The 19,452-nt window shown below is 66.7% G+C and carries 12 protein-coding genes and 1 tRNA gene; 3 read left to right on the top strand and 10 right to left on the bottom strand.

The window, feature by feature from the left end; genetic code table 11:
- Positions 1–147 precede the first annotated feature (147 nt).
- From ACZY1F_RS20120 to ACZY1F_RS20105, 4 genes are all read right to left on the bottom strand, one after another.
- The gene (locus ACZY1F_RS20120; RefSeq protein WP_463944202.1) at positions 148–3,060 is read right to left on the bottom strand and encodes an ABC transporter permease family protein; all 2,913 of its coding nucleotides are present in this window, start codon (positions 3,058–3,060) and stop codon (positions 148–150) included.
- 1 nt (position 3,061) lies between these two features.
- The gene (locus ACZY1F_RS20115) at positions 3,062–3,799 is read right to left on the bottom strand and encodes an ABC transporter ATP-binding protein (RefSeq protein WP_463944201.1); all 738 of its coding nucleotides are present in this window, start codon (positions 3,797–3,799) and stop codon (positions 3,062–3,064) included.
- On the bottom strand, positions 3,796–4,407 hold the full coding sequence (locus tag ACZY1F_RS20110) for a PadR family transcriptional regulator (RefSeq protein ID WP_463917639.1): 612 nt from the start codon (positions 4,405–4,407) through the stop codon (positions 3,796–3,798). The genes ACZY1F_RS20115 and ACZY1F_RS20110 overlap by 4 nt, the downstream gene beginning before the upstream one ends.
- 119 nt (positions 4,408–4,526) lie before the next feature.
- The gene (locus ACZY1F_RS20105; RefSeq protein WP_463944200.1) at positions 4,527–5,510 is read right to left on the bottom strand and encodes an NAD(P)H-quinone oxidoreductase; all 984 of its coding nucleotides are present in this window, start codon (positions 5,508–5,510) and stop codon (positions 4,527–4,529) included.
- Positions 5,511–5,619: 109 nt separating this feature from the next.
- Here ACZY1F_RS20105 and ACZY1F_RS20100 point away from each other — a divergent pair.
- From ACZY1F_RS20100 to ACZY1F_RS20090, 3 genes are all read left to right on the top strand, one after another.
- Positions 5,620–5,707: transfer RNA gene (locus ACZY1F_RS20100), tRNA-Ser, on the top strand.
- Positions 5,708–5,854: 147 nt separating this feature from the next.
- Positions 5,855–6,622, top strand: a complete 768-nt coding sequence (locus ACZY1F_RS20095; protein ID WP_463944199.1) for a VOC family protein — start codon at positions 5,855–5,857, stop codon at positions 6,620–6,622.
- A gap of 238 nt (positions 6,623–6,860) precedes the next feature.
- Entirely contained in the window at positions 6,861–11,414 is a 4,554-nt protein-coding gene (locus tag ACZY1F_RS20090; RefSeq protein ID WP_463944198.1) for an ExeM/NucH family extracellular endonuclease, read from the top strand.
- Positions 11,415–11,529: 115 nt separating this feature from the next.
- On the opposite strand, the gene ACZY1F_RS20085 is transcribed toward ACZY1F_RS20090, so the two are convergent.
- From ACZY1F_RS20085 to ACZY1F_RS20060, 6 genes are all read right to left on the bottom strand, one after another.
- Positions 11,530–12,882 carry an LLM class flavin-dependent oxidoreductase gene (locus ACZY1F_RS20085; protein WP_463944197.1) on the bottom strand — a complete coding sequence of 451 codons (1,353 nt, stop codon included), beginning with the start codon at positions 12,880–12,882 and terminating at the stop codon, positions 11,530–11,532.
- Positions 12,879–13,877: a TauD/TfdA dioxygenase family protein gene (locus tag ACZY1F_RS20080; RefSeq protein ID WP_463944196.1), complete on the bottom strand. Its 999-nt coding sequence runs from the start codon at positions 13,875–13,877 to the stop codon at positions 12,879–12,881. The genes ACZY1F_RS20085 and ACZY1F_RS20080 overlap by 4 nt, the downstream gene beginning before the upstream one ends.
- Before the next feature lie 61 nt (positions 13,878–13,938).
- Positions 13,939–14,862: an ABC transporter permease gene (locus ACZY1F_RS20075; protein WP_463944195.1), complete on the bottom strand. Its 924-nt coding sequence runs from the start codon at positions 14,860–14,862 to the stop codon at positions 13,939–13,941.
- Complete coding sequence (locus ACZY1F_RS20070; protein WP_463944194.1) at positions 14,862–15,746, bottom strand: ABC transporter ATP-binding protein; 885 nt, start codon at positions 15,744–15,746, stop codon at positions 14,862–14,864. Before ACZY1F_RS20070 ends, ACZY1F_RS20075 begins: the two co-directional genes overlap by 1 nt.
- A gap of 3 nt (positions 15,747–15,749) precedes the next feature.
- Positions 15,750–16,850, bottom strand: coding sequence for an ABC transporter substrate-binding protein (locus ACZY1F_RS20065; RefSeq protein WP_463944193.1), 1,101 nt, complete (start codon positions 16,848–16,850; stop codon positions 15,750–15,752).
- 481 nt (positions 16,851–17,331) lie between these two features.
- Positions 17,332–19,386 carry an FAD/NAD(P)-binding protein gene (locus ACZY1F_RS20060; protein ID WP_463944192.1) on the bottom strand — a complete coding sequence of 685 codons (2,055 nt, stop codon included), beginning with the start codon at positions 19,384–19,386 and terminating at the stop codon, positions 17,332–17,334.
- Between the last annotated feature and the right edge of the window lie 66 nt (positions 19,387–19,452).

Genomic DNA, 19,452 nt, shown 5'->3' with positions numbered 1-19,452 from the left:
GTCCCTCCGTACTTCGGCCGCCCAGGACGGACGGCGTCCTAAGCCCCACGGTAGGCCTGTTGAGCCCAATCAAAAAGACCCAACTGTGTGACCTAATTACGGCACGCCCAGGCTCCCCCTGCCAACACAGCTGCCGCCGCAAACCGCTCAGGTCCCCACCTCCCGACGGGACACCGGAAGCCTCGCCCGGGTAAACAGCCATGCCAAGGCCGCGCCGGTGAGCGGTACCGCCAGCAGCAGCGCCAGGAGCTGGAGCCAGGGCACGACGGCGGTCCGCGCCATCCCGGTTGCGGTCACCAGCAGCACAGCGGGCACTATCCCGGCAACACTTCCCAACACGGTTCCGAGACCCGCCGTCATCAGGGCCTGCGAACCGGCTAACGCCTTCCGCAACCGCGGGGCAGCGCCCACGCCGGCAAGGGTCACGTGGTCCTTCCGCGAGTCCGCCATGAACAGGCCCGTGGTGATCCCGGCCGCGCTGAGGGTGATCAGCGCGCCTAGGCCCACGATGGACCAGAGGATCAGCGAGGCGTCCCGCTCCGCTCCGCGCTCCACATGCGGGGTCCCGAAGCGGTCCTTGTAAAGGCTGGCAAGTGCTGCCGTCATTTTGTCTGCCTGGGTGGCATCCGGGTAGGCGCTGAACTGGACCAGCAGGGCGCTGTCATCCACCCGCATGCCAGCGGCCGCGGCAGCTTCGGGGGATACCACTCCGTAGTACGGCACATTGACGGACGGCTCCAGCACGGCCGCGGCCACGGCCGTCCGCGCCGTCTCCTCGTAGCCCTGGAAGGCGCCTGTGGCGGGGTCGGCGCGCGCGGGCTTGCGGACGTCCCGCGCCACCAGCGATGCCTGCCCGTCGCGGACGAACACGGGATTGCTGACTACCATTCCGCCGGACGCCAGCACGTCGCGTGCTTCCGCCGTGGGCACCGTTCCAAACAGCCTTTCGACATCATCGGCAGTCCCCACAACCATCGAGTCGGCCCTGCCCTGGGACTCATACGGGCGCATTGGCCCCTGGCAGCGCCAGTCCTCCGGATCCAGGACACGCCCGCCGGCCGTCACGGGACATGCGTTGCCATCCGGCGTGGCCAGCGAATACTGCAGGCAGCTCGACGTCGGCGTCTGGGCGGGCGACTCGCCCACCAGGTCCGGCCGCGTTTCGCAGTTCCGGATGGCGGCCGTGCGCAGCACACCCGTCCATTCGACAGTGTCCACTGCTTCATTGAGGGCGGACACCACCGCAGCGGGCTCAATCCGCAGCGGATCCGGCATTGTCCCGTCAGCCAGCAGTGGTTGCCACACGGACAACGGGAGGACCGCCTGGTTCGGCAAACCGGACCAGTTGTGGTTCCGTTGCTCGTTCGCCTGCTGGCTGGCGGCCAGCACCATGCCGGCACTGGCCAGGGTGGCAGCGGCAAGGACGGCAGCAACCGCAGGTACCGTCCGGCTTCGGTTGCGGGAAGAGTCCCGGGCGGCCATGCGCACAGCGAGGGGAAGGCGTCCCGCACGCTTGGCAAGGAGGGCCACCATCCTGCCGGTCAGCAGAACCAGGGACGCAACGCCCAGTACGGCGCCGCCCAACAGAAACGAGGCAATCACCTGCGTCCGTGAGCTGAACACGTCCGGGTCTTCGCTGCTGACGGCAAGCCACGTGCCGGCGGCCAGTGCCGTGGCGGCCACGCCCAGCAGGACGGCACCCACCAGCGTTGACGCTTTGCTGGCCGGAGTGGGTGCCCGCCCCGATTTGAGCGCGCCCAGAACAGCCTGGCGCGCCACCTGCCGCGCCGGGGCCAAGGCAGCAAGCAGGCACGCCACAAAGCCCATGATCATCACCAGTACCGTCAACAAAGCGTCCGGATGGAAGCCTGGGAATCGGACGGACCCGTTCAGGCGTGCAACGATCACCACCCCCGCGGCCGAGGCCAGTCCCATCGCAGCGCCGGCGGCTACGCCAAGACCGCCGAGCCACAGGCCAGCCGCCATCACCACCGAGCGGATGGTGGGGCTCTCGGCCCCCGTCGCGGCGAGCAGGGCCAACTCCCGGACCTGCCCCTTGGCGCCGACGGCAAACGCGGCTCCCGCCAGCAGCCCCACTTCCAGCAGTGCAAGTGCGCCCAGGAGCGCCCCGGCTGCGTAGGTGGCGAACGGCAGCGACGCGCTCGACGAGGTCCCTGCGCCGTCCGCCCCTCGCTCCGATTGAGGCGGCGGCTGAAGCACCACGGACCTGGACAGCACGGTGACGCCCACGGCGTTGGCCGCCAGGACCTGGCTCCAGGTCACCGGCTCGGAACCCACCAGGTAATACATGGTGGCCTTGATGGCCTGCTCGGTTGGGACCGGGCCGGTTGAGGCTGGGCCGGTTGAGGCTGACGGCGCCGGTGCGCCGACGCTGCCCTGGCCCGGCTTGAGGTAGGCGATGGGGTTGCTGTCCGAGTAGCCCGCATCGCGGACTGTTCCGACCGCCACGAAGGTCCCCGCCGACGTCGACAGTTCCTCCCCCAACCCCAGCCCGAAGCGTTTCAGCAGTCCGGGCGACACAAGCATCTCGGCATCAGTCTTGGGGGCCCTGCCGTCCAGCAGCGTGTATTTTCCGGCAAATGCAGGGGCCAGCGCGTCCACCGCCCGGCCCACCACAGGCACTTCCGCAGCACCCGACCCGGCGGTGAGGTCCAGGGTGGATTCTGTGAGCACGTCGTAGCCGGCCGGAATCGCGTCCTGCGGATCGGTCGGTGTGAAGTCAGGGTTGCTGTCCCAGTCGCTGGTGGTTATCCGCAGCTCTTCGACAGGGTGCTGGACCATGACCCCGTTGGCCATGGGCATGGGCCGGAAACGAGCCTGGGTGGTGCCGAGCTGGTACTGCACGCGCTCGGCGGCGCTTTCCTGGGTGCTCTGAACCAAGGTGACCGCACCCGTCATTGCGGCCACGGGAAGCATGATCAGCAGGATGATCGGGAGGGAACGCCCTTTGTGGCGGAGGATATCGCGCCGCGCCATCCGCACTGCGACGCGGAAAGTCTGCCGGCGCCCGCCGGGCGCCGGGTCGAGGGTGAGCGCCACGTCAGTGGCCGGCTTGCGTGAGGAGCATGGCGGGATCGTGCATGGCTGTTGCCTGGTCCACGATCCGGCCGTCCCGAAGGAACACCACGCGGTCAGCCCATGCTGCATGCCGGGCCTCATGGGTCACCAGCATCACGGCCGCACCGGCATCGGCACGTGCGCGGAGCACTTCCATCACGCCGTGGCCGGTGGTGGAATCCAGGGCTCCGGTGGGTTCGTCGGCGAGGATGAGCCGGCGGTCACCCACGATGGCCCGCGCGATGGCCACGCGCTGCTGCTGTCCGCCGGACATCTGGTCCATAAAGCGGTCCGCGAGTTCCGGGATGCCCACCTGACGCAGCGCGTCCAGCGCCTGCCGTTGCGCCTTCCTGCTGGCCGTCCCGTCCAGTTCCAGCGGGAGCGCCACGTTTTCGGCCGCGGTCAGGGTGGGGACAAGGTTGAAGTCCTGGAAGACGTAGCCGACGGCGCGGCGGCGCAACCGGGCTAGTTCGTTAAGTCCCAGCCCGCCCAGGGGGGTCGATTCGACAAAGACACCGCCCGACGTCGGCCGGTCAAGTCCCCCGGCAAGCGCCAGGAGGGAGGATTTCCCGGAACCTGACGGACCCATCACGGCGACGAACTCGCCAGCCCTGATACTGAGGTCCACCTCGCGCAACGCGGCGACCGCCGTCGCGCCTTCACCGAACGTCCTGCTGACCTTGGCGAGTTCCAGGACCTGCTGCGGTCCTAGGACGCTCATCGGCGGTTATCCGCGATGAGCGGGGCAGCCTCTTCCACAGTGACCCCGTTGGACGATTTGCGTGGTGTGGCGTGGCCTGCGGTCTGTGCCTGCTGCAGCATCCGGGCCTCGCAAAGATCCAGCCAGCGGACCTCCGCTTCCGTTTGGAAGATCAGCGAGTCCAGCACCAGCAGCCAGGCCGTATCCGCCGCCCGTTGGTTGGCGGCCGTGTCGCGGCGGGCCTTGGTGTAATCCTGCAGGGCCCGGATGGACGCCACCCGCTGGGCCTGGATGATGGCCTGCACATCCACGCCGGGCAGCGTGACCGCGAGCGCCAGTTTGATGGCCAGCTCGTTCCGTGGCGGGTTGTTGCGTTCCACGGGGGCAGCAAACCAGTTCTGCACTTCCGCCTTGCCCGCGTGGGTGATGCTGTAGACCACGTGGCCTTCGCCGTCACTGCCATCGTTGCTGACCAAGCCGTCGCGTTCCAGCCTGTCCAGCGTGGTGTACACCTGCCCGATGTTGAGGGGCCAGGTGGATCCGGTGCGGTTCTCGAACTCAACCCTGAGCTGGTAGCCGTAACGCGGCTGGTCCTGCAGCAGGGCGAGGAGGCTGTGGCGGATGGACATGATGCTCCTAGCGGGGGCGTGAGCGTCGGTATGCACGACCCCCAAGACCCGTGCATACCGCGTATAGAGTGAGGCTAACCCAGTCCACCCCGCAAAGCAATACTCAGTATCTACCCGGTCTACATAACCAGCAGGATCTTGCCCACATGATCGCCGCTGTCGAAGTACCGGTGTGCGGCCGCTGCCTGGTCCAGCGGGAAAGTCTTGGCCACCAGCGGGCGGATCCGGCCGTCTGTAATCAGGGGCCACACGGATTCGCGCACGGCGTTCATAATGGCGCCCTTCTCCGCCACCGGGCGTGGCCTCAGTGCCGTGGCAACCACTGCCGCGCGCTTCCGCAGGAGCTGGCCAAGATCCAGTTCCCCCTTGGCCCCGCCCTGCAGGCCGATGACAATGAGCCGGCCGTAGTCAGCGAGCGCATCAACGTTCTGCGCCAGGTACTTGGCACCCACGACGTCCAGGATCACGTCGGCACCCTTGCCGCCGTTCTGCCTCCGCAGGCTGTCCGGAAAGTCCTCTTCGGTGTAGTTGATGGCGATGTCGGCGCCCAGGAACGCCTTCGCGGTCCCCACCTTTTCCGCGGTTCCTGCGGTGGTGGCCACCCTGGCACCGAATGCTTTGGCCAGCTGGATGGCCATCGTGCCGATCCCGCCGGTGGCGCCGTGGATCAGGACAGTCTCGCCCGCCTGCAGCTGCGCAGTCATGATCAGATTGGAGTAGACCGTGGCTGCGACTTCCGGCAGCGACGCAGCGGTGACCACATCAACGCCGTCGGGAATCCGCAGGACCTGCTCTGCCGGCACCGCTACCTGCTCCGCATAGCCACCGCCGGACAGCAGAGCCACCACCTTGTCACCCACGGAGAACGCTTTGGTGACGCCAGGACCGAACCCGGCGATCCGGCCGGAAACTTCCAGTCCGGGGATCTCGGAGGCACCCGGCGGCGGTGGGTAAAAGCCCCGCCGCTGCTGCACGTCTGCGCGGTTCAGGCCGGCGGCGACGACGTCGATCAGCACCTCGCCCTGACCGGGCACCGGCGCGTCCACGTCGCGGACTTCCAGAACCTCCGGACCACCGGGTTCTGCAATGTAGACGGCTTTCATGGAGGACTCCCGTTTTCTAGCTGATTCGTGCCCCAGAACCAGTGTGCACCGGACGCACGGCAGACTCTGTTTTGTTGCAGCCAACTGCCTATGAAACACTACTCGTTAGGGAAGGTTGTCCGAGCGGCCGAAGGAGCTAGTCTTGAAAACTAGTGTGCGGTAACCCCGTACCAAGAGTTCGAATCTCTTACCTTCCGCGAATGAACCCCGGTACGCCAGATGATGGCGCACCGGGGTTCTTTGTTTACCCGGCTCGTGGGCCGGCACGCCGGACCCATTGAAACTGTCGGAGCCCGGACATAGGGTCGTTCCTGTTGCCACCCATCGACAGAAAGAGCCCCACCATGCCTGCACCCGAGATCACCCCCGGCGCACCCTGCTGGATCGACCTGATGACATCAGACATCACCAAGGCCCGCGAGTTCTACGGCGAACTCTTCGGCTGGGAATACGAAACCGGCGACGAGGAGAAGTACGGCGGCTACACCACTGCACGGAAGAACGGCAAGACTGTGGCCGGGCTCATGCAGAAGGACGAGGCCCAGGCCGGCATGCCGGACGTTTGGTCCACGTACCTCCGCTCGGACGACGCCGAGGCCACAGCGTCCGCTGTCATGGCCAACGGCGGCCAGGTCCACATGCCACCCATGGATGTGCCGGAGCAGGGCCACATGGCCATCTTCGGCGACGCCGCCGGCGCGGCCATCGGCGTGTGGCAGCCGCGTGAGATGAAGGGATATGAGCTCGTTGCCGAGCCCGGCACCGCCGCATGGCATGAACTCCACACCAAGGACTACGACGCCGCCGTGAAGTTCTACCAGGACGTGTTTGGCTGGGACACGGCTGTCTTGAGTGACACGCCGGACTTCCGGTACACCACCCTGGGTGCCGGGGACTCCGCCAAGGCGGGCATCATCGACGCCTCCGGCTATCTGCCGGCTGAGGTTCCCGCCAACTGGCAGGTCTACTTCAACGTCGAAGATGCGGACGCCTCGGTTGAGAAGGCCGTTTCGCTCGGAGCCACCGTCGTTGACGGCCCGGACGATTCCCCGTTCGGGCGCCTCGCCACCCTGACCGACCCCACCGGAGCCATGTTCAAGATCGTCGCATAAGTAAATTCCTTCGAAGAAATACCGGCCGGCGGCTTCCATTGAAGCTACCGGCCGGTATTGTTTTGCCCCACGGACATTTCGCCAAGTGCACCCACCATCAACCTTGCGTTCATACGGCGCTGCTTTGCTGTGCCGGACACCACTCGATCAAACGTGGAGTCCGGCCACTGTCCGTAGGTACAACCCGGACACACTCCATCGGGTCCCCTACCGGGACACCCCTATGAAAGTAGAGCGGATGCACCATTCACCTTGGAAATTAGCGCTGGGAACAGCATTGTCTGCGGGGCTTATCGCCGCCCCGTTGGCTTCGGTCCCCGCCTTCGCCATCGACGCAGCTCCAGCCGGAACTTCACCCGTTGTGATCAACGAGGCGTATCTGAGTGGCGGCAGTGCCGGCGCCGCGTACAAGAGTAAGTTCGTTGAGCTCTACAACGCCTCCGATGCCGCGGTCTCCCTTGACGGCTGGTCGGTCCAATACCGTTCAGGCCCGGGAACTGCGGCACCCACCAGCGTGGCTGCCCTCACCGGCTCCATCCCGGCCAAGGGCCACTACCTCATCAAGGGCGGCAGCAACAACGGCGGGGTTGAAGGTGCCGACCTGCCGACTCCGGATCTTGTGGCGACCTCCCTGAACTTCAGCGGCTCCGCCGGCACGATCATCCTGGCGAAGCAGGCCACGGCCGCCACGCTCGCTACCGGCTCGGTTATTGAACCGGCCGGGGTGGCAGACCTCCTGGGCTACGGTTCCTCCAACACCTTTGAAACCCAGGCCGCAGCAGCGCCAGCCAGCAACGCCGATGTCAAGAGCCTGAACCGCAGCGCCGGGACGGACAGCAACAGCAACCGGGCGGACTTCACGCTGGACTCCGCCGTCACGCCGACGGCGGCGGGCGGCACCCCGGATCCGGATCCAACACCTGACCCCGATCCAACACCGGTCCCGGTCCCCGGCACCAAAACGATTGCGGAAATCCAGGGCCCCGGTACGGCCAGTCCGCTTGCCGGCACTGCCGTGACAACGCGCGGCAAAGTCACCGCGGCCTTCCCCACCGGCGGTTTCGCCGGTTACTACGTCCAGACCCCCGGCACCGGCGGCGACCTCACCCCGGCCGGCCACACGGCGTCGGACGCTGTTTTTGTCTACTCCCCTGCCACCGCAGGGTCCGTGCAGATCGGCGACTTCGTGGAAGTCACCGGCACGGTTTCCGAGTTCTTCGGCATGACCCAGGTCAGTGTGGCGGACCCCGCCGGGCTGACCAAGCTCACCGACGCTGCACCGGAGGTGAAGGCCACCGCTTTCACGCTCCCGGCGGCCGAATCCTTCCGCGAGGCACTCGAGGGCATGCTGCTGGCGCCGCAAGGGCCGGTCACCGTCACCGACAACTACTCGCTGAACCAGTACGGCGAAATCGGGCTTGCGGGCGGGACTACCACTCTGGTGCAGCCCACCGCCGTCGCGCGTTACGGTTCTGCCGAATACCAGGCCGCCGTAGCGGACAACGCTGCCCGCGGCATCAAGCTCGACGACGGATCTACAACCAATTTCCTCAAAGACGCCAGCACCAAAGCCCAGGCACTGCCGTACCTGACCGCTACGGACCCGGTCCGGGTGGGCTCGCCGGTGACTTTCGCAACCAACGTGGTGCTCAGCTACACCAACAACGCCTGGAAGTTCCAGCCGCTGACCCACCTCACGGAGGCCAACAAGGGCACGGTCCAGCCGGCCAGCTTCGGCGCCACCCGCACCGAGGCTCCCGCCAATGTGGGCGGCAACCTGAAGATTGCCTCCTTCAACGTGCTGAACTACTTCCCCACCACGGGCGACACCCTCACGGGCTGTTCCTTCTACAAGGACCGCGATGGCAACCCCATCACGGTGCAGGGCGGCTGCGACGCCCGCGGCGCCGCAAACGCGGAGAATTTCCTCCGCCAACAGGCCAAGATTGTCGCCGCGATCACCAAGTCCGGCGCCGACGTGGTGTCCCTGATGGAAATTGAAAACTCCGCCCAGTTCGGCAAGGACCGGGACGACGCCCTGGCCAAGCTGGTGGACGCCCTCAACATCGCGACACCCGGCATCTGGGACTACGTGCGCACACCCGCCAACGCTCCCCCGCTGGCTGACGAAGACATGATCCGCACCGGGTTCATTTTCAAGAAGGCCGCTGCTGAACCTGTGGGCGAGTCCGTCATCCACAACGACACTGCCGCCTTCGCCAACGCCCGCAAGCCGCTGGCGCAGGTGTTCAAGCCCGTGGGCGCCGGGGATGACAAGAAGTTCATCGCCGTCGCCAACCACTTCAAGTCCAAGGGTTCGGCAGCAACGCCGGATGACACGGACAAGGGCCAGGGCGCCTCCAACCTGGCACGCACGGCCCAGGCCAAATCGTTGCTGGACTTCGCCACCGGCCTGCAGGCAACGAAGGGCACGGACAAGGTTTTCCTCATCGGCGACTTCAACTCCTACGCCCAGGAGGCCCCGATGAACGTCTTCGCGGACGCTGGCTATGTCAACCAGGACGGAAAGGCGAAGAACGCCGACGGGTCCGCGAAGCACTCCTACCTTTTCGGCGGCCTGGTGGGTTCGCTGGACCACATCCTTGCCTCCCCGGGCGCTGATGCAGTGGTCACCGGAGCGGACATCTGGAACATCAACTCCGTAGAGTCCGTGGCCCTGGAGTACAGCAGGTACAACAACAATGTGACCAACTACTATGCGCCGGACCAGTTCCGTGCCAGCGACCACGATCCTGTGGTGGTGGGCGTGGACCTGCCTGCCGGCCCGGTCACGCCGGCCAGCGTTGAGCTGAACTTCCTGGGCATCAACGATTTCCACGGCCGCATCGACACCAACACGGTGCTGTTCGCCGGCACCATCGAGAAGCTGCGCGCCGCGGCACCCGGGGCCACGGCCTTCCTGTCCGCGGGCGACAACATCGGCGCATCATTGTTCGCCTCGGCTGTTGCCAAGGACCAGCCCACCATCGACGTGCTGAACGCGCTGGAGCTGGACGCTTCCGCTGTGGGCAACCACGAGTTCGACGGCGGCTGGGCGGACCTGCGCGACCGCGTCATTGCGGGTGGCACCAACGCCACGTTCCCGCTGCTCGGGGCGAACGTCTACCAGAAGGGAACCACCGAACCGGTCCTGCCGGAATACACGGTGCTCGACATGGACGGCGTGAAGGTTGCCGTCATCGGCACCGTCACCCAGGAAGTCCCGTCCCTGGTGACGCCCGCCGGCATCGCCGATCTTGAGTTCGGCGATCCCGTGGACGCCATCAACCGCGTGGCAGCCAAGATCACGGCAGGCAACCTCGCTGATGTGATTATCGTGGAAAGCCACGACGGCGCCGGCTCCGGAACCCCGGAGGGCGCCACCCTGGAGCAGGAAGTGGCAGCCGGCGGACCGTTCGCGAAGCTGGTCACCGAAACTTCCGCCGACGTGGATGCCATCTTTACCGGCCACACGCACAAGGAATACGCCTGGGACGCCCCTGTCCCCGGTGCTGGGGGAAAGACCCGTCCGATTGTCCAGACCGGCAACTACGGCGAGAACATCGGCCAGATCCAGCTCACGGTGGATACGGCCACCAAGGAAGTCTCCGCTTCGAAGGCCGGGAACGTCAAACGCACCACTGACTTGGCCAGTGACCTCGTGAACGCGTACCCGCGGGTTGCAGCCGTTGACGCCATTGTGCAGAAGGCCCTGGCTGGCGCCGCCGCCATCGGCAACCAGCCGGTCGGGGCGCTGACTGCAGATATCACCACGGCCTTCACCGCTGACCCCGCAGGCGGGCCCGCCAAGCGCGATGACCGGGCCAGCGAATCGACGCTGGGCAACCTGGTGGCCGACTCACTGTTGGAATCGCTCCAGCCTGCCGAGCTGGGCGCCGCCGAAATCGGCGTCGTCAATCCCGGCGGCCTCCGCAACGAGCTGTACTACGCCCCGGACGGCACCATCACGTATGCGGAGGCCAACTCGGTCCTGCCGTTTGTGAACAACCTGTGGACCACGTCCCTGACGGGCGCGCAGTTCAAGGCGCTCCTGGAGCAGCAATGGCAGACCAACGTGGACGGCACGGTCCCCAGCCGCGCCTACCAGCAGCTGGGCCTGTCCAAGAACGTGAACTACACCTACGATGCAACGCGTGCTGCCGGTGACCGGATCACCTCCATCCGCGTGGCCGGTGCCCTGATCGATCCGGCGAAGTCCTACCGGATCGGGACGTTCAGCTTCCTTGCCACCGGTGGAGACAACTTCCGGGTCTTCAAGGACGGCACCGGGACCAAGGATTCGGGGCTGGTGGACCGGGACGCCTGGATCACGTACCTGCAGGCGCATAACCCCGTGTCGCCGGACTTCGCCCGGCGGACAGTGGCCGTCGTGAACACCACGGCAGCCGAGGTCAAGGCCGGGGACGCCATCACGCTGGCGGTTTCCAAACTTGACCTCACGTCGCTGGGCAGCCCGGTCAATACCTCACTGGCTGCGGTGTTCACCGACAGCGCCGGGACCAAGACGGATCTTGGCGCGGTGCCGGTTTCGGCCGGCACCGCCGCCGTGAATCTCGCCGTTCCTGCCGGCGCTGCTGCGGGGGCCGGAACTTTGGTGCTCACGGCCGCCGAGTCCGGCACCGTGGTGACGGCTGCTGTCCAGGTCGCTGCCGGCGGACCCGTTCCGCCGGTCTGCACGGCACCGGTACCGCCCACCAGGTGGTACGACATCCTGGGCTGGATCCGTTACGGCATTGCCTGGATCCAGTACCAGCACTGCCTGCGCGGCTAACCACTTCGCACGAAAACCAACGCGGGGTCACTTCGCGCCCATTCCGAACGGAAATATGGGCGCTAAGTGACCCCGCGTTGGCTTTAAACGGGCTGCGGGCGTGTGCCCCGTTGGTTTACGCAGGCTGCGGTAGCCGTTCGAACTGGTTGGCCGGGACGGCCAGTCCAAAGTGCTCGCGGAGCGTACGCCCGGTGTATTCACGCCGGAACAACCCGCGGTCCTGGAGGATGGGAACCACTTGGTCCACAAAGATGTCCAGGCCGGAGGGCAGCACGGGCGGCATGATGTTGAAGCCGTCCGCGGCACCCGACTGGAACCAATGCTGGATGGCATCGGCCACCTGCTCCGGTGTTCCCGCGAAGGTCCGGTGCCCGCGGCCTCCGCCGAGACGGCCGATGAGCTGCCGGACGGTCAGGTGTTCGCTGCGGGCGAGGTTCACGATCAGGGTGTAGCGGCTCTTGGCACCCTCGATCTCGTCCTCCGACGGGAGGTCGGCCGGCAGCTGGCCGTCCAGTTTCAGGGATTCCGGCGAGACGCGCAGCAGGTTGGCCAGCTGCCGCACCGCGTGCTCGGGCAGGATCAGCTCATCCAGCTCCCGCTCCAGCGTCAGGGCCTCGGCCTCCGTGGCACCGATGACGGGAACGATGCCCGGCAGGATCTTGATGGACTCCGGGTCCCGGCCTGCCGCCGTCGTCCGCCTTTTCAGGTCTGCGTAAAAGTCCTGGGCATCCGCCAGGGTCTGGTGCGCCGTGAAGACCGCCTCCGCGTACCGCGCCGCGAAGTCCTTGCCGTTCTCGGACGAGCCTGCCTGGACAATCACCGGGTGCCCCTGGATGGACCTGGGCACATCCAGGCCGCCCTCCACCTGGAAATGCGGTCCCTGGTGGTTGACCGGATGGACGCGTGAACTGTCCGCCCAGACGCCGGCACCCTTGTCCGCCACCACGGCATCACTTTCCCAGCTGTCCCAGAGCTTCTTGGCCACATCCAGGAATTCCGCTGCCCGCTCGTACCGCTGCGAGTGGGCAGGCTGGCCGGCGAGGGAGAAGTTCCGGGCGGCCGCGTCTCCCGCCGTGGTCACCACGTTCCACCCCGCCCTTCCGCCGCTGATGTGGTCAACCGAGGCGAAGCGCCGCGCCAGGTTGTACGGCTCGTTGTAGGTTGTGGACGCGGTGGCAATCAGCCCGATCCGCTCCGTGACCGCTGCGATGGCGGCGAGCAACACCGTGGGTTCGAGGCTGCCGTAGGGCCGCTGGGCCACGTTTCCGTGCAGCACCGGAGAGTCGGCGAAGAAGATCGAGTCCAGCTTGCCGCGCTCTGCCGTCTGGGCGAGCCGCTGGAAGTGGGCCACGTCCGTGCCGGCGAAACTGTTGCTCGCCGGCAGCCGCCACGAGGCTTCGTGGTGGCCGGTGCTCATCAGGAAGGCGTTCAGGTGCAGCTGCCTGGCGCCGCCAAGCCCGGCGCTCACGCGAGCACCCCGGCAGTTTCAGTGCGGCCAGCAGTTTCAGTGCGGCCAGCAGTTTCAGTGCGGCCAGCAGTTTCGGGAACGACGACGGTCTCGGAGTAGGCGGACGAGTCGCCCTTGATGGAGGTGCTGCTGCGTCCGTCCACACCCCGGGGAAGGTCACCGGCGATGGTGACGCGGTTCAGCTGGCGGGGCTGGCCGTCGTAGTTGTCCGGCGCGTAGTGCTGCGTGATGCGGTTGTCGAACAGGACCAGCTGGTCCGGTTCCCAGTTCACCCGCACCACGTTCTCCGGGCGCGTGATGTAGGCCTGCAGGAGTCGCAGGATGTCCTTGGACTCGGTGTTGGACAGGCCGACGATCCGCAGCCGCTGCGCGAAGCCCCCAATGAACAATCCACGCTCCCCGGTCAGCGGGTGGACCCGGACCACGGGGTGGGCGGATTCGAAGTGGATCCTGGTGAACTCCTTGCGCCGTTCGTCGGCGTTGGCGTGTTCGAGGTTCTTGGGCACGGAGTAGTCGTAGTCGTTGGTGTGGATGGCCCAGAGGGTGTCGGCGAAGTTCCGCAGCTCCTCCGGCAGGTCCTGGTAGGCCCCGGCCGAGGACGCGATCAGGGTTTCCCCGCCGTAACCCGGGAGGGTGATGCTGCGCAGCGTGGAGGCCTGCGGCGGGTTCACCACAAAGGTAACGTCGGTGTGCCAGTTGTTGGCGCTGCCGTTTTCGCTGTCCACCGGCAGGACCGAGGGCTTTCCGTCCACGGAGGCCACGGTGGGGTGGGCCTTGGTGAGGGGACCGAAGCGGCTGGCGAAGCGCACCTGGTCTTCGTCAGTGCGGATGTTTGCTTCCCGGAAGACCAGGGCCTTGTGCGTGTTCAGGGCGTCCCGGAGCTGCGCCACGGTGTCCGGCGAGAGGTCAGCGCTGAGGTCCAGGCCGCGGATTTCGGCGCCGATGCGCGAGCTGAGCTTGGTGAACTGGAGTTTGGTTTCGGTGATGACGGTCATGGTGTTTCCTTTGCAGTTCAGAAGGTATGTGTTGAGGAGTTCGGGCGTGCCGGCTGGGCGGTCAGCTGTCCGAGCCGACGGCGGTGCGCCAGCGGGAGAAATGCCGTTCCAGTGCCACGAGTACGGTGTTGACCAGCAGACCGACGACGGAGACGGTCAGGATGCCTGCGTACATGTCCGGGATCAGGAAGCTGCTCTGCGCATTGACGATCAGGTAGCCCAGACCGGCTTTGGCGCCCACCATTTCGGCCGCGATGAGCACCAGGATGGACGAGGTTCCGGCCATCCGGATCCCGGTGAAGATCGTGGGCACCGCGGACGGCAGGATCACCTTCTGAAAGAGCCGGAAACTGTTCAGCCCCAGGGATTTCGCCGCCCGGATCAGCAGCGGGTCCACGGTCCTGACGCCGGCGATGGTGTTCAGCAGGACGGGGAAGAACGCGGCGTAGGCCACGATGGTGATCTTGGATTCCTCCCCGATGCCCAGCAGCAGGGTGAACACCGGCAGCAGGGCCAGGGTTGCCGTGTTGCGGAAGAGCTCCAGCAGCGGATTGAGGAACGAATTCAGCCAGCCGTACCAGGCGATCAGGAGTCCCAGGACGACGGCGGACACCACGGCGATGCCGAAACCGGACGCCGAACGGGTCAGGCTGGCCTGCAGGTGGCTCTGCAGCTGCCCGTTCTCCAGGAGCTTGGCTCCCGCGGCCAGCACCTCATGCAGCGGCGGCAGGAACACTCGCGTGGCCGGGCTGGCCAGGTACAGCGGACCCACTTCCCACAGTGCCAGGAACAGGACAACGGCGAGCGATTTCCAGCCAGCCCGCCCTGCGTGGCGGGCTGCGGCCCCCAACCTGGCTGCCGGCGTCGGGCGTTGCCCGCGCTCCGAATTAGACGGTGCGGACGGTCCGGGCTGCGGTGCTCCGGACTGCAGTGAAGGGTCGACGGCGGCAGCCGCCTCTTGCGGTCGGGTCAACACAGCGCTCATCAGGCCGCACTCCTTTCGAGGGGTTGTTCATCGGGGGCGGTGCCGTCCGGGAGGATCTTCCGGTGGCCGGAGTTCTGGGCCAGGCGGACTTCGTCATGCAGCAGGGACCAGACCTGGTGCCGGTGTTCCACAAAGGCCGGGTGCGAGCGGATGTCCGCGTCGCCGTCGCGGTCGGAGATGTTGATGTCCACGATTTCCTTGAGCCTGCCGGGCCGGGCGCTGAGCACCGCCACGCGCTGGCCGAGGTAAACCGCCTCGTCGATCCCGTGGGTGATGAAGACGATGGTTTTGCCCGTGGCTTTCCAGATCCGCAGGAGCTCGTCCTGGAGCTGTTCGCGGGTCTGGGCGTCCAGGGCGGCGAAGGGTTCGTCCATCAGCAGAACGTCCGGCTCATAGGCGAGGCTTCTGGCGATGGCCACGCGCTGCTTCATACCGCCGGACAGTTCATGCGGGTAGCGGTCCTCGAACCCGGCAAGGCCCACCAGGTCGAGGAACTCGCTGGCCTTCGCCGCCCTTTCCTTCTTGGACAAACCCGTGTTCTCGAGGCCGATGGACACGTTGGCCGACGCCGTGCGCCAGGGGAACAGCGCGTACTGCTGGAAAACTACGGCTCGGTCCTGGCCGGGCCCGGTCACTTCTTTGCCGTCCACCAGGACCTTCCCCGAGGTGGGACGGGAAAGTCCGGCCAGCAGGTCCAGCAGCGTGGTTTTGCCGGAGCCGCTGGGGCCCACCAGGGTGAGGAATTCACCGGCGGCGACATCCAGGCTGAGGTCATCCAAAGCCGTGAGGACGGAGGCCTCCGTTCTTGTGTTCCTGCCCGCCCCTTTGCCCGGCCGGACAATGAATTCCTTGGTGACGTTTCTGAGACTGATCTTGGGTGTCATCTTCTATCCTTTCGAGGTTGCTGCCGGTGCCGGGGTTTCCAGCAGGTTGAACTCGTTGGTGTAGAGCTTCTTGGTGTCCAGCTCGCCGGTGATGATGCCCGCAGATTTCAGGTAATCGGCCCAGCGAGTGAAGTCCTGGTCCTGGATCCGGCCGCCCGGCGAGGCTACTCCCACGCTCTTCCAGTACTTCAGTGCATCTGTGCTCTCATTTCGGCCGCGCTTGGCAATGATTTCCTCGAACTTGGCGATCACCTGTTCCCGCGGGGTGGTGCGCTCCCATTCGATGGCCTTGGCGATTCCGGTGACCACCGTGCGGCTGGTTTCCGGGTTCTTGGCCAGAAAGTCCTTCCGCAGGACGTACTGGCCGGCGTCGAACGGGCCGCCGATCACCCCAACATCGGTGAACAGGGCACGCACGCCTCCCTCGGCGAGCGCCCGGTCCTGGAGCACCCCGCCGAGAGTGCCGACGTCGACCTGTTTCTTGCGGAGGGCCACTTCGGTTTCGTTCGGCGGCACCACCACCAGCTGGACCTGCTTGATTTCCTCCGGAGTCAGTCCGCTGTTTTTCAGGTGGGTGTTGATGATCGCTTCGTGGTGGGCGCCCAGGGTGTTCACTGCGACCTTTTTGCCGATCAGGTCCCGGGCTGTCTTGATGGGGCTGCCTTCTTCCACGTAGTAGCCGGTGAACGTCTCCTTGTCCTCGCCGTAGTAGTTGATCACTGCCTGGACGGGCGCGCCCGCCTCGATGAGTTTGATGACGGCACCGGTGAACGCTCCCCCGATGTCTGTCTGGTCGGTGGCCACGGACTGGATGCTCTGCGGCCCGCTGGTGGTGTTGCTGACCCACTCGAGCTTGACGTCGCCCAGATAGCCGAGGTCCTCCGCCACTTCCACCAAGGCCACGGTGTTGGGCGAACCCTGGTAGCGGACGGTTTTCACTTCCGCGTCGCTGCCTCCGGACTGGGCTGTCGCTGCGCCGCCACAGCCCGTCAGCACCAGCGAGAGTGCCAGGGCTGCGGCGACGGCGGCCGCACTGCCTGCTGCCTTCCCGGCAGCCCCACCTGCAGCGGGGGCGGTTCGTGCGGATGACTTTCGGAATTTCATGGCTGAATCTTTCTGCGCTGGGGGTGTGGAACCGGTGATGCGGGTCCGGCCGACTGGCTCGTGGCAACCACTAGAACAGAGAAGAACGGGCGGCAAAAGGGTGGCGTTCACAGCGCGAAACTGCGCGAAATGGCAGGAAATCCGGGGTAACGGGCGTCCGTGCGGCGTCGTTTTCGGACACGGAGCCCCATGCGGGGACGCGCGGCGAAACATGCTGGAACCTGAGGCAACGCGGCGCAATCCATGGCACACGCCAGCAGGTAACCGGCGGTCACGGCTGGCCACGCGACGACGCAACCAGGTCCGCCGCCGCCACACGCAAGGTACTGACAGGCACCATCGGCGACCAGGCGGACGGCGGACGTCAAGTCACGCGACTCACAGGCTCACGTCACGCGCAAAAAGGCCAGCAAATATTTCTGTGCGGGACGTGCCTATGTGACGCGGCCCGACCCGGGCTCGCGCCAGTCAGGCGCAGGTGTCAGTGTCCGAGGATCGCCTGTGCGATTTCGTCGGCGTCGCGGAGGGTCCGCTGCCCGCTGGCGTATGTAGGGCCGCCCGGCTGGAGCGCTTCCGCGGCGATGGCCGTGCCCCACTGGGTGGCCGAGAGCTGCAGGCCCAGCACGTACAGACCGTCCGTGACCGAGCCGTTGGCCGCCAGAGGCCGGTACGGGTGCGGCGCAACGTCAAGTCCGGTGGCCTGCACCGGCGCACCTTCCGCCGTCATCATCAGCCTGGGCCGCACCATCCCGTCCGCGAGGAGCTGTTCCAGCAGCGGTGAGTCATTCGCGGACACGCGGTTGGCCGGCGCGAGGGCCTCCACCATGGTCTTCGCCGCAACCGGCGGACCGCTCACCCAAGGTGACATGGCCGTAAAGCGGCCTGCCCGGCGGTCCACGCTGAACCGGGGGTCTGGCCCCACAAAGCTGACCACGCCGGCGCGCGCCAAGGCGGCCAACTGTTCAGCGCGCAGCGCAGGTGGCCCGCTGGCCAGGCCCTCGACAAACGACTCAAACCAGCCACGCAGGCCGGCCACCCAGGACTCATCGGTGATGCCGCCGTCAGCCACTGCCGTTTTCAGCACCGCACGCCCGTGATGCAGGGCGCCGATGGCCATCTTCACCGGATCCTCTTCGCCGAGGGCCGAGCGGCGGGCGTCATCGAGCAGGTACTCGACGACGGCGGCATCCAGTTCGGCACGCGATCCGAAGGACCTGCCCGCCAGGGGAGACGCGAGGCCCCGCAGATCGAGCCGGTGCCGCGGCCCGACGTGCACGGCCAGGACGCTCTCCACCGCGGCCTCCCAGTTGGCGGCGCTGTGGGCATGCGGGCGCAGCGCCTCATCCAGCGCGGCCAGGAACTCGGACGCGTCGGGGACTGCCGCCGGCTGCGAGCGCACCAGGGTGGAGTAGTAGGCCCAGAGGGTGTCGCGGTGCAGCAGGGGCCAGAGATCGTGGTCGAACCCGGGCCTGATCCCGGTAGCCGCAAACCGCTCCAGCGCGGCCTCGGTCAGGTACCGCAGGGTGACCGACGCCGGGTAGTAGCCGGCCAATGCGGCCTTGGCCCGGTACGGGGTTCCGCGGCGGGAGGCGGCAATGATCAGGGGCTCCTGGCCGGAAGGCTGATAGTCAAGCCGGGTTCCGGCGTCGATGAACTTTCCGCCGCGGCCCTCCGTAAGCTGGCCCATCACGTCGAAGAAGTTCAGCCCCATACCCCGGACCAGGACCGGTTCGCCGGCCGGGATCGCGGCCCAGTCGACGTCCGCCGGGACAGCCGGCGGGAAGTAGCTCAGGCCCAGCTGTGTGGCCGATGCCTGGAGTTCACGCTGTTCCGGGTTCAGCCGGGACGCAAGGTGCCCCAGGGCAAGGACCACGGAATCGACCGTGAGCGTACCGCCGCCGGCCAGTCCGACGTCGAACGTTCCGGTTTTTGGCGTTACCCCACCCGGAGTGACGTCCCCCGAAGTACCTTCATCCGGGCTGCTTTTATCCGGGGCGCCGTCCCCCGGCGCGCTTTCTACCGGCGTCCGGCGCGTTCCGTCGCCCGACGGGCGCACCGACACGGCGGTGGTTTCGTGGAAACTGACGGTGACGCCGTCGGGCAGTTTTGCCGTCAACTCGTCCAGCGTGCAGCGCAGGTAGCGGCCGTACAGTGCCCGGCTGGGGAAGTCCCGCGATCCCAAGCCTGCCAGTTCGGACCGCTCGTCCAGCGTCAGGGCCGGCATCGGCTCACGCTGCTGCCGGGCACGCCAGTGGTCGAACGTGGTGCCCGCGACTGGCGGCGCCAGCCGGGGGTCCTCAGGGACGACCGTGGGATAGAAGGACTGGGTGTTCATGAGGTACAGCCGGGACTGGCCGGGCTGCCACACGTGCCCCGGGCCCGCCGGATAGGGGTCGATGACGTCTATATGGAGAGCTGCGGGGCCGGGGTGGGCGGCGGCGTACGCGGCCGCGTGTGCGAGCAAACGCTCCAGCACACTGGTTCCCCGGGGTCCGGCGCCGATGATGGCTGTCCGGATGCTCTTCGATTTACCCACGGCATCCAGAGTATCGGCATGCGCCCCAGGCACTTGACTTGCTTGCAGCGCGAATTTGTTGTTTGG

The sequence above is a fragment of the Pseudarthrobacter xylosi genome (assembly GCF_055412765.1).
This window is presented reverse-complemented; position numbering and strand designations above follow the sequence as displayed.